A 10,513-nucleotide genomic window follows, 5' to 3' on the forward strand; every position below is an offset into this window, starting at 1 on the left:
TCGGCGCTATCGCGCATTGCAACGCGTTATGGTCGACATGGCTGTGCTCCTCCTTTCCGCAGCGCTCAGGTCCGCATCATCGGCACGTACTCATGCTTGGTCTTCTTGAAATGCCGATTACTGCAATCAGGCAAGGACCATGCCACGGGAAAAAGCAGCAAGCTGCCAGCCACGCCCGCGTGCGTGCGAGCGCAACATTTAGCTTTGTGAAGAAAATCGACTTAGATCGAAATTTGCCGGCCGATATCGACGACCTGATTGGCTGGAATGCGCAGGTAGTCGGTGACCCGTGCACCATTACGCAACATCACAGCGAACACCACGCGTATCCAACGCGGTATGCCATGACCGTCTTCACGCGCGACGATTTTTTCCATGCCGACGAAATAGGTCAGTTCGTTGGGATGAATAGGGCAGCCATGCATGGCAATTTGCGCCATCAAGGCAGGCATGTCCGGCCGCTCCATAAAGCCGAAGGTGGCAGTGATCGACCAGAAATTCGGCCCGATCTCCGCCATGCGCAGGCGCTCCCGCGGCGTGACCCACGGCGTGGAAGCGATCTCCAGCGTCACCGCCAGGACGCGCTTGTGCAGCGACTTGCTGTGCTTGACGTACCACTGCATCACCGGCGGCGTAGTGGCTTTGGCACGGGTCAGAAACACCGCAGTGCCCGGCACGCGGACGACGCCGTTCGGCGCCAGATCATCCAGAAACACATCCACCGGCACGGGAAATTCGTTGATGCGCGTGGCCATCGCCACCAGGCCGTGATGCCAGACATACATCACCAAGTACACCAGCGCAGCGAGCAACAACGGCACGTAGCCGCCATCGAGCAGCTTCATCATGTTCGAGGCGAAGAACGAGGCATCGACGATGAAGAATGCGCCTGCCACGGCTACACACGCGGCCAACGGCCATTTCCAGATTTCGCGCATCGCGATGAGCAGCAACGCGGTAGTCATCAACATGGTGCACGACACCGCGATGCCGTACGCGGCGGCCAGATTGTCAGATTTGCGAAAGCCTAGCGCCAAGCCGATCGTCACCAGCATCAACAGCCAGTTCACCGCACCGACGTAGATCTGGCCGTAGCCTTCCTTGGAGGTCTGCGACACTTTCAGGCGCGGCATCCAACCGAGTTGAATGGCTTGCCGCGTCATCGAAAACGCGCCGGTGATGATCGACTGGCTGGCGATGATGGTGGCCACTGTCGACAGCACGATCAACGGCAACGTCAGCACAGCCGGGCACAGGCGATAGAAGATGTTGCCTGCGGTCGGCGCACCGGCCAGCACGATCGCGCCCTGGCCGGCGTAATTGAGCACCAGGCTGGGAAACACCAATGCCGACCAGGCCAGCTTGATCGGGCCGGCGCCGAAATGACCCATGTCGGCATACAGCGCTTCGGCGCCCGTGACGCACAGAAACACGCCGCCCAGCACCAGGAAGCTGCCGCTGCCGCCATGCAGCAGGTAATGCAGCGCGTAGTAGGGGTTGAGCGCCCAGAGAATGCCCGGGTGCCTGGCGATACCCCATACACCCAGCACCGCCATGGTCAGGAACCACAGTGCCATGATCGGCCCGAACGCGCGCCCGATCCGCGCGGTGCCCATCGGCTGCAGCGCAAACAGCGCCAGCAGGATCAGCACCGTCAACGGCAGCACGTCATGCTGCAGCGACGGCGCGACAATGTTCAGCCCTTCCAGCGCCGACAGCACGGAAATGGCCGGCGTGATCGCGCCGTCACCGTAAATAAGTGCGGCGCCGAACAGCCCCGCCGCCACGATGAGCGGGCGCCTGTTGCGCTTCACCCCCAGCAAAGCCATCAGCGCCAGGATGCCGCCTTCGCCGTCGTTGTCGATGCGCATGGCGAAGCCGGCGTACTTCACCGACGTAATGATGATCAGTGTCCAGATCAGCAGCGAAATCACGCCGAAAATCGTTTGCGGGCTATTCCCGCCGGTCATGTCCAGCACGGTCTTGAAGGTATACAGCGGGCTGGTGCCGATGTCGCCGAACACCACGCCCAGGGCGCCGAGGCCCAGCAGCGCGGACTTCTTCAGCGGGTTCGTTGCGGTTTCCGTCATGGCTGGCGCGGCCCATCCCAAGATGGCCTCGCAGTCTAGCCAAGAAACATGACACAGGCTCAGCCGCTCGTGCCTGTTGCTTGCACGGCATGGCTGGCCTAAGGTCACGGACCTGTGTTCGACGATCTCTCGTTTTCCACTACCCACGCCCCAGGAGAGAACCGCCATGCCCAAAGCCAATAAGGCCGACAAGCTCGCCAAAGCCAAGCAGCTGCGCAAGGCTCCGCTAAAAACCCCCAGCGCACTCGGCGAAGATGCCCGCCGCGATATTTCGGCCGAACTCAACACCTTGCTGGCCGACATCTTCGCGCTTTACCTGAAGACCAAGAACTTCCACTGGCATATGAGCGGTCCGCACTTCCGCGACTATCACTTGTTGCTGGACGAGCAATCCGACGAAATCTACGCCACCACCGATCCCATCGCCGAACGCGTGCGCAAGCTTGGCGGCACCACCCTGCGTTCCATCGGTGCCATCGCCCGCCATCAACGCCTGACGGATAACGACGCGGATTTCGTTTCCCCCGCCGACATGCTGGCCGAATTGCGCGAAGACAACGCGCGCCTGGCCGAGTACATGCGCAAGACGCATGAGCTGTGCGACGAATACAACGACGTGGCCACCGCCAGCCTGCTGGAAAACTGGATCGACGAAGCGGAACGGCGCGTGTGGTTCCTGTTTGAAACAAGCCGCAACGTGTAAGTCTCTGTAGCTTGGGGTGAGGCGCAGCCGAGCCTCAACCTCGCCTGCAAGATTCGGCAGTGTTGGGGTTCGCGTTCCGCTCACCCCAACCTGCGCGGCGGCTTATGTTGCCAATTCAACTTTCCTGTTGCGCAACCGCCCCAGCGAAAACCACGGCACTTCCGCGTACGATGCCGCCACGATCCATCCCGCCGCCGTAATCACCGTCGAAATCAGCAAGCCGGTCCATACGAAGCGCTGCGACGGCGTCGCCATCACGGATGGCATCCACACCAGCACGGTGAAGCCGCCCATCATCCACGCTTCCAATGTCGCCGCCAGGCGCGGCAACACATTCAGAGCGATCGCCAAGCCGGCGGCGATATGCGCGATGCCAGTGACGTACGCCCAGCCCATGCGATACGGAAGCCACGCCGGCACCATATCGGCGGTTTCCTTTGCATATACCAGATGCTCCAGCCCGATCAGCGGCAGCGCTACCGCGAACGCGATGCGCGCGACATGCACCGCGTGCATGCCGGTCAACGCCGCAACATAGGGCTTGTCGCGAGACGTCGCCGTGGATGCATACAGCACCCAGCACGCAGCCACCAACGTAACGATCTCCGCGCAGCCACCCCACGTCACTTCATGCATCGGCGCCAGAATGACGCGCGGCACATGCAACGCCAGCAGCCACAACAAGGTGTACGCCATCATCACGGCGGCGGCAGGCACCCGCGTGCGTTGCCACAGCAAACCTGCGCCGCCGACCGCCATGACAGCGCCGGAAAGCACTGCCAGAAACGCACGCCCAGGCAGATCCGGCGACACCGGCTGCCACACCGATGCGAAATCCCGGGAAAACACACCGAGCAGACCCAACCCCACGAACGCCAGGGCAAATACCACGCGACCCATATCGGTCATGCGCATGCAGGTTTTCCCGTTATCGTCAGTGCGTCCATTCAAGCGGGCGCCATGCGCGGTTCAAGAGCCAATTGCACGGCACGCCGGCAAGCCAATGGGCCGCTGCCAGGGTTTCGCCCCAACTCGCGCCGCGCGCCGGCTCGCTACATGGCTAGCATGGCCGGCCACCTCATTCTTCAAGGAGCGCAAGCATGGATCGTCGGGATTGGCTCAAAGGCATGGCAGTAGGTGCAGCAGCGTTGGCGATGCGTCCGTCGCTGTCATGGGCAAGCGCGCAAGACATCAACGCCCAACTGGCGGGGCTCGAACGCCAGCATGGCGGGCGCCTTGGGGTGGCGATACTCGATACCGGTAATGGACATCATGCCGGCTATCGCGCCGACGAACGTTTCCTGCTCTGCAGCACGTTCAAGATGCTGCTGGCGGCGGTCGTGCTGATGCGCGTCGACCGTGGTACGGAACGGCTGGATACGCATCTGGTCTTCGACAAAGACGCCCTGGTCGAATACGCGCCCGTCACCAGCCAGCATGTCGGCCCGCCAGGCATGACCATCGCGGAACTCTGCCACGCCACCATTACGGTGAGCGATAACACCGCAGCCAATGTGCTGATGAAACATCTCGGCGGCCCCCATGTCGTCACCGATCTGGCGCGCCAGCTTGGCGACATGCTCACCCGCCTGGATCGCATCGAGCCGGAACTCAACCGGAAAACACCTGATGGCTTGAGCGACACCACCACACCCAACGCCATGATCGCCAATACGCAAAAACTGCTGCTCGGTAACGTGCTGTCCGACGCATCGCGCAAACAGCTGACCGACTGGATGCTCGGCACCACCACCGGCAAAAACCTCATACGCGCGGGCCTGCCATCCGATTGGCGTGTTGGCGAAAAAACAGGGGCCAACGGTTTTCAGAACAACGACGTCGCCATCCTGTGGCCGGCGGGACGCAAGCCGCTGCTGGTGGCGGCGTATTACGAGAATGCAGCGACAGATACGGCCGGACGCAGCGCTGTATTGGCAGCCGTCGGAAGCATCGTCGCAAAGGTGGCATAGGCTGTCATGAAACATTCCTGTGCCTCACGGCCGTCATTCCCGCGAAAGCGGGAATCCATTTGCTCTGATGCATCCCTGAAAATGGATTCCCGCTTTCGCGGGAATGACGGCCGTAAGGTGGAGAGGTGTTTCATGATGATGAGTGTTGCGCATCGATTGGTATTCGCCTTCCGCTCACCACCGCCTAGGCATTGCGTTATGGCTCTTGCACCGGCCTTCCCAACCGATAAAACATCCGCGCCATATAAAACAGTGCGATGCATCGCCAGATCACATGCACCAGCAACACCTTGTTCGCGGTGGTGCCGAAATCCGCTTGCGAGAACTGCAACACGTTGTACGGCAACGCCAGCAGCTGATAGATGATCAGCACGTACAACGCCGTCTTGCCCGGACGCAGCCACAGCCACGTAAGGCCGATCGCCAGCCACACGATATCGATCAGCGCCGGGCTCGCCAGCTGTCGGCTCATTACTGCGCCGACGACAAACCACATCAGATGACCGGCCTGCACGCAGAACGCGGGCAGTGCTATCTGTTTGCGCTCACTGAAAACGTTCCGTCCCACCAGCCACACGACGGCGGTGGCCACCAACGGCACCAGCAGGTTGACGCCGCTGTACATGCCGACGGCCCAGCCACCGATGGCAGCAACGATGCTTGCGACCTTGGTGGAGGTACCGATGGCATCGTCGCGCGTCGCTGCGGACCGCTTGGTGCGCATGGATTCTTCAGGATTCATCGAGATCCCCTGTGGGCGCAACGTGGTCGGATCGGGCGGAAAGAACCGCATGCGCTGGTCTGAGCTTAATGCCACGGCTTGTAAAATAATTGTCTACGGCGTCCGGATCGCCTTGCGCATTCGCCATGGCCACATAGGTGTCCGGCCGAATCAAATAGAGCGCATCGCGCGCCAGGCCCGCAGAGCGATAATCCGGTTGCCAATCGAACACGTGCAACGGCAATTCGTAGCGGCTGCACCACTCGCGCAGACGCGCGTTGGCGTTGCCGTACACGTGCACCTGCCAAGTCATGGCGGCGAGGCTGGAAAAATTGTCGCCGTCGCCGGTGGTCGCCCATGGCAGGCGATCGCCGCCGTGCACGTCGCCCGCGGCACCTTCGCTCAATGGGCATCCACGGTAATTCAAGGTGATTTGCGACACCGTGCGGAACATGAACTCGCGGATGGCATCGATGTGCAGCGCCGCCGGAATCACCACCGGTGCAAGCCGAGTGCGCACGATATCCGCCATGCGGCCCTCGGCGGTGGCGAAGGTAAACACGCGGTCCGTCGTGGCCACCAGGCGGCGCGCAAAGCCAATACGTTCGGCCTCGTAGCTGTCCAGCACGGCGTCGGACGCTTGGCCGGTAACAGCGGCGGCGAGTTTCCAGGCGAGATTGATGGCATCGCCGATGCCGGTGTTCATGCCTTGCCCGCCGGCCGGGCTGTGGATGTGCGCGGCATCGCCGAGCAGAAACGCGCGGCCATGCCGGAAATGTTCCGCCACGCGATGATGCACGCGATAGGTGGAAAACCAGTGCACCTGCTTGACCGTGACTTTCAGATGTTCGATGGCGCGCCCGCTTACATCTTCGAAGCGCAGCGTTTCGGCATGCTCGGCGCGCTCGTCGCGCACCGTGCCGATCAGGCGCGCACGGCCTTCGCCGGTCAGCGGAAACACCGCCAGGAAATCCGCTTCATCCAGGTCGATATGAAATTGCCCGTTCAGCGAAGGCCCGGATGCGTCCACGTCGGCCACATAGAACACTTGCTTGTAGGTACCGCCGGGAAACCCCGTGCCGAGTGTCTCGCGCACCCGCGAGCGCGCGCCATCGCAGCCGGCCAGATAGTGCGCTTCCCACGCCTGCTCGCTCCCATCGGGGCCGCGCAGCGTCGCCAGCACGCGATCCCCGTCGTCGGTAAAGCGCAGCAACTCCGTCTCCCGTTGCACCGATACGCCCAGTTGTTCCAAGCGCTCGATCAACAAACGTTCGTGCTGATCCTGGGGAAAGATGTGCAGGAAGGGGAACGGCGTGAGGTCCGAACCGATCGTCTCGAACATGACCTGCGCTTTGCGTTCACCCTTTACCCACAGATTGACCGCCGGCACTTTATGGCCGCCGGCCACCACCGCGTCGGCCAGATCCAATTGCCGATAAAGCTCCAGCGTGCGCGCCTGCACGGCCAGGGCACGCGATGTCGTACCCGGCGCGGAGGTCTTGTCGACGATATGTACGTTTACGCCAAGCCTGGTCAGCCATAGCGCCAGCACCAGGCCAGTCGGGCCTGCTCCGCTGATCAGCACATCGCAGCGCATCGTGTGCACCTCGTGATCCAAAGGCGCAAATCGCGCCTGCCGTCACTCGATTTCCAGCTTGTAGCCTACTCCATAGATCGAGCGAATCGGATCCTGTCCCGGTGCTGCCTGTTCCATTTTGCGACGTAGATTCTTGATATGGCTGTCGACGGTGCGATCTGTGACGACGCGGTGATCCAGATACAGATTGTCCAGCAGCCGGTCGCGCGAGAACACGCGGCCGGGATTGGCTGCCAGCGTTTTCAGCAGACGGAATTCCACCGGTGTCAGTTCCAGCGTCATGCCGTGGAATACGGCGCTATGCGTGCTTTCATCGATACGCAGCGCGGTGTTGCTGCTCGGTTCGCCGCCACTGCGTGCGCGCCGCAGGATGGCTTTTACCCGCGCCACCACTTCACGCGGACTAAACGGTTTGCACATGTAATCGTCCGCGCCCAACTCTAGTCCCAGCAGACGATCAATCTCTTCCACGCGCGCAGTAAGCATGACGATCGGCACGTCGCTGAAGCTGCGCAGTTCACGGCAGATGTCCAGGCCATCACGACCGGGCAGCATCAGATCGAGCAGCACCAGATCCGGTTGCTGCGCCTTGATGGCAGGAATCGCTTCGCGGCCGTCGGCCACCCAGCTGGATTCGTAACCGCCGGCGCGCAGGTAGTCGCCCACCAGCGCAGCCAGCTTGGGTTCGTCTTCCACGATCAGGATGCGTGCGAGTGCCGGTGGTGTGCTTTCCATGTCAGGCATTCTCCAATGGCAATCGCACCGTAAGCCACAGCCCACCCAGCGGTGACGGGTGCGCGTCGATGGTGCCGTGGTGCGCCTCCACGATGGCGCGCGAAATCGCCAGGCCCAAGCCCGCACCGCCGCTGGCGCGATTGCGCGAGCCTTCCTCGCGATAGAAACGTTCGAACAGGCGCGGCAGGTTGGCCTCGTCCACACCTGGCGCTGAGTCCATCAGATCGACCACCACGCTATCGGCCATGATGCGGCAGCTGACGCGCAGCGTGCCGCCGGCATCGGTATAGCGCGCGCTGTTTTCGAACAGGTTCACGAACAGCTGTTGCAGGCGGCCTTCATCGGCATTGACCAACACGGGCGATGCGGGCAGGTTCAATTGCAGCTCGACATCGGTGCGTCGGAAGCGATCGCGAAAGGTATCGGCGACGCCTTCCAGCAGCTTCGGCAGATCCACGTCCACCTTGCGGTAGATCATGGTGCCGACGTCGGCCAGCGTGAGCTGGTAGAGATCGTCGATCAGCTTGCTCAGCATGCCCACTTCGCTTTGCAGCGACGCGACGGCGTCCTTGTCGAAGCGGCGCACGCCATCCTCCAGCGCCTCCAGCTCGCCGCGCATGATCGCCAGCGGCGTGCGCAGTTCGTGCGAGATGTCGGCCACGAACTGGCGCCGCGCGCGCTGGGTTTTCTCCAGCGCGATGGCGAGCTGGTTGAAATCGCGCGCCAGCTGGCCCAGCTCGTCGTGGGCGGTGGTTTCCACCCGCGTGGCGTAATTGCCTTCCGCCAGGGCATGCGTGGCCTTGGCAATGCGATGCACCGGCGTGAGCAGCGTGCGCGCCAGCCAGATCGCCAGCAGGGCGGCCAGCAGCAGCGCGATGAAGCCGATGGTCCAGCTGGCGCGATATTGCCCGCGCTGGAAACGTACGTCGCCGTTGGCGGTGACGTCGCGCAAGGGCAGCATCATCAGCCAGCCGACGGTGCGGCCATTGACCACGATCGCCTGCTTCACCGCATGCGCGGCAGTGACCGCGGCATGGTTGCCGAACAGCAACTGGTTCTGCGCATCCAGCAAGGCAAAGCGGAAATCGGTGCCGGTGAGCACGGAGACCGAACCGGGTGCGTCCAAGTGTGTGAGTCCAGGTGGCGGACCCTGCAGATCGGGCGGCCCGTGATCGTCCGGATGATCCGGCGGCGACGGGGCTGGCGGTGATCCATCGGGAGGCGGAAGGTCAGGCGGCCCTTGATCGTGAGCATCGTGATCGCCGAAGGCATGCGGCGGCGGCATGCCGGAAAAATGACCCGGGCGCATGGCATCGAGCCACGCGTGTGGATTGTTGCGCAGAAATTCCCAGCTGCCGTGCTCGCGATAGGCCGTGGCGAGCGACGCGGCCACGCTCTGCATGCGCTCGGTTTCCTGCTCGGCGAGATAGCCGAGAAAACCGCGGTCAAAACTCAGGCGCGCCGCGACGCCCATGGCAAGCACGGCGAACACGGCGACGGCAAGCATCGCAAGAAACAGCTTGGCAGTAAGCCCAGGGCGCATGTCGAAAGAGTGTGGGTGTTGTCCCTGCCGCCATTAGCGCTGTTTGTCCGGACTGTTTCAAGCGCAGGCGGAGGATTCCACGGAATCTCCAAATTTCCTGCACAGTCCTGCTCAAAGCTTGGCTCCGTGCGGCGCCTCCTGCGGCGCCGAAGGACAAGCGCCGATGGTCTTCGCCCAACGCAAGGTCGCCAACGAATTCCTGGCATTTCTCGCCGACGTCTACGACCCCGCCACCGGCGCGGTGTCGTGCACGCGCCTGGCCGCATCGCTGGGCATGACCGAACAGGCGCTGCGCAAACGCTGGCTTCGCCGCGGTACACGCGTGTCGTGGCGGCAGTTCGCCGACGAACTGCTCAGCGTGCTGGATGTGGCGCAGTCGCAGCGATGCGATCTGGAACAGGCCATCGACTGGTACTTCAACAGTCCGGTTGAACAGTGCGGCCGCAAGACCGCCGACGAGCTGGTGGTGGCCGGCGAGATCGATCGCCTGATGCGCGAACTGGATACCTATGGCGTGTGGATGCACGCCGCACAACCGCGCGTACAAGCGTGCCGAATGCACGGAAGCCGTCGCTGAGACCAACGATCTACGTTTTGTGGGGTAGCTGCATGCACAAGTTATACAAAGACGATGTCCACGTTGATTACGCCGTGGCCTTGCTGGAGCTGCTGGCGCAGCAGGGCATTTCGCGCGAGCAGGCTCTGGCCGGCACCGGCATTCGCCCGGAGCAACTGGAAGACGGCGGCCGCCTGACCACGCAGCAGGATACGCAGTTGCTCACGCAGGCGGTGCGCCTTACCAATGATCCCGGCATCGGCTATCAGATCGGCCTGCACAGCACCGTCACCTGGCACGGCATGCTCGGCTACGGCTTGATGAGCTGCGCCACCTTGCGTGATGCGCTCGAACTGTGGGCCAGCTTTCTGGATCTGCGCACCGCCACGTTCAATCTGCGCCTTACCGAACGCGATGGCTTCGCCGAACTGATCGTGCATGACCTTGCCGCACGCGCACCGATGCGCTTCTGCGCAGTCGACCGCATGATGACCATGACCACGCGCCTGTGCGAACAACTTGCCCAGCGCCTGTTGCCGAACATGGAAATCTGGCATCGCGGCCCCGAGCCGCTGCACTACGCGCGCTATCGCAAGCG

Annotated in this window: 10 protein-coding genes; 4 read left to right on the plus strand and 6 right to left on the minus strand. The window is 62.6% G+C overall.

The window, feature by feature from the left end:
• Nucleotides 1-221: 221 nt before the first annotated feature.
• Entirely contained in the window at nucleotides 222-2,090 is a 1,869-nt protein-coding gene (locus VJR68_RS19805) for a potassium transporter Kup (RefSeq protein WP_324150438.1), read from the minus strand.
• A gap of 166 nt (nucleotides 2,091-2,256) precedes the next feature.
• Between VJR68_RS19805 and VJR68_RS19810 the strand changes: the two genes are divergently transcribed.
• Nucleotides 2,257-2,793, plus strand: a complete 537-nt coding sequence (locus VJR68_RS19810; RefSeq protein ID WP_324150439.1) for a DNA starvation/stationary phase protection protein — start codon at nucleotides 2,257-2,259, stop codon at nucleotides 2,791-2,793.
• A gap of 102 nt (nucleotides 2,794-2,895) precedes the next feature.
• Here the strand turns inward: VJR68_RS19810 and VJR68_RS19815 are convergent, their stop codons facing one another.
• The gene (locus tag VJR68_RS19815) at nucleotides 2,896-3,708 is read right to left on the minus strand and encodes a DoxX family membrane protein (RefSeq protein WP_324150441.1); all 813 of its coding nucleotides are present in this window, start codon (nucleotides 3,706-3,708) and stop codon (nucleotides 2,896-2,898) included.
• A gap of 185 nt (nucleotides 3,709-3,893) precedes the next feature.
• Here VJR68_RS19815 and bla point away from each other — a divergent pair, with 185 nt between their 5' ends.
• The gene (gene bla, locus VJR68_RS19820; protein WP_324150443.1) at nucleotides 3,894-4,763 is read left to right on the plus strand and encodes a class A beta-lactamase; all 870 of its coding nucleotides are present in this window, start codon (nucleotides 3,894-3,896) and stop codon (nucleotides 4,761-4,763) included.
• A gap of 196 nt (nucleotides 4,764-4,959) precedes the next feature.
• Here bla and VJR68_RS19825 read toward each other — a convergent pair whose 3' ends face one another.
• From VJR68_RS19825 to baeS, 4 genes are read right to left on the minus strand one after another with little or no spacing between them, the layout of a single operon-like run.
• Entirely contained in the window at nucleotides 4,960-5,505 is a 546-nt protein-coding gene (locus tag VJR68_RS19825; protein WP_324150445.1) for a hypothetical protein, read from the minus strand.
• Complete coding sequence (locus VJR68_RS19830; protein ID WP_324150451.1) at nucleotides 5,495-7,081, minus strand: FAD-dependent monooxygenase; 1,587 nt, start codon at nucleotides 7,079-7,081, stop codon at nucleotides 5,495-5,497. The genes VJR68_RS19825 and VJR68_RS19830 overlap by 11 nt, the downstream gene beginning before the upstream one ends.
• 42 nt (nucleotides 7,082-7,123) lie before the next feature.
• Nucleotides 7,124-7,816 (minus strand): response regulator, encoded by a 693-nt coding sequence (locus VJR68_RS19835; RefSeq protein ID WP_324150446.1) that lies wholly within the window; start codon nucleotides 7,814-7,816, stop codon nucleotides 7,124-7,126.
• 1 nt (nucleotide 7,817) lies between these two features.
• Nucleotides 7,818-9,359, minus strand: coding sequence for a sensor histidine kinase efflux regulator BaeS (gene baeS / locus VJR68_RS19840; protein WP_324150448.1), 1,542 nt, complete (start codon nucleotides 9,357-9,359; stop codon nucleotides 7,818-7,820).
• 163 nt (nucleotides 9,360-9,522) lie between these two features.
• On the opposite strand from baeS, the gene VJR68_RS19845 reads away from it, so the two are divergent.
• On the plus strand, nucleotides 9,523-9,936 hold the full coding sequence (locus tag VJR68_RS19845) for a hypothetical protein (protein WP_324150449.1): 414 nt from the start codon (nucleotides 9,523-9,525) through the stop codon (nucleotides 9,934-9,936).
• Between the two features lie 32 nt (nucleotides 9,937-9,968).
• Nucleotides 9,969-10,513: AraC family transcriptional regulator (locus tag VJR68_RS19850; RefSeq protein ID WP_324150450.1), on the plus strand; the 545-nt coding region annotated here is incomplete at its 3' end.

It is taken from the genome of Dyella sp. (genome assembly GCF_035277725.1).
Classification (GTDB): Bacteria; Pseudomonadota; Gammaproteobacteria; order Xanthomonadales; family Rhodanobacteraceae; genus Dyella_B.

Bases quoted from the DNA above. Each gene is read 5' to 3' on its own strand.
- VJR68_RS19805 (WP_324150438.1), bottom strand. From the start codon at position 2,090: ATGACGGAAACCGCAACGAACCCGCTGAAGAAGTCCGCGCTGCTGGGC.
- VJR68_RS19810 (WP_324150439.1), top strand. From the start codon at position 2,257: ATGCCCAAAGCCAATAAGGCCGACAAGCTCGCCAAAGCCAAGCAGCTG.
- VJR68_RS19815 (WP_324150441.1), bottom strand. From the start codon at position 3,708: ATGCGCATGACCGATATGGGTCGCGTGGTATTTGCCCTGGCGTTCGTG.
- bla (WP_324150443.1), top strand. From the start codon at position 3,894: ATGGATCGTCGGGATTGGCTCAAAGGCATGGCAGTAGGTGCAGCAGCG.
- VJR68_RS19825 (WP_324150445.1), bottom strand. From the start codon at position 5,505: ATGAATCCTGAAGAATCCATGCGCACCAAGCGGTCCGCAGCGACGCGC.
- VJR68_RS19830 (WP_324150451.1), bottom strand. From the start codon at position 7,081: ATGCGCTGCGATGTGCTGATCAGCGGAGCAGGCCCGACTGGCCTGGTG.
- VJR68_RS19835 (WP_324150446.1), bottom strand. From the start codon at position 7,816: ATGGAAAGCACACCACCGGCACTCGCACGCATCCTGATCGTGGAAGAC.
- baeS (WP_324150448.1), bottom strand. From the start codon at position 9,359: ATGCGCCCTGGGCTTACTGCCAAGCTGTTTCTTGCGATGCTTGCCGTC.
- VJR68_RS19845 (WP_324150449.1), top strand. From the start codon at position 9,523: ATGGTCTTCGCCCAACGCAAGGTCGCCAACGAATTCCTGGCATTTCTC.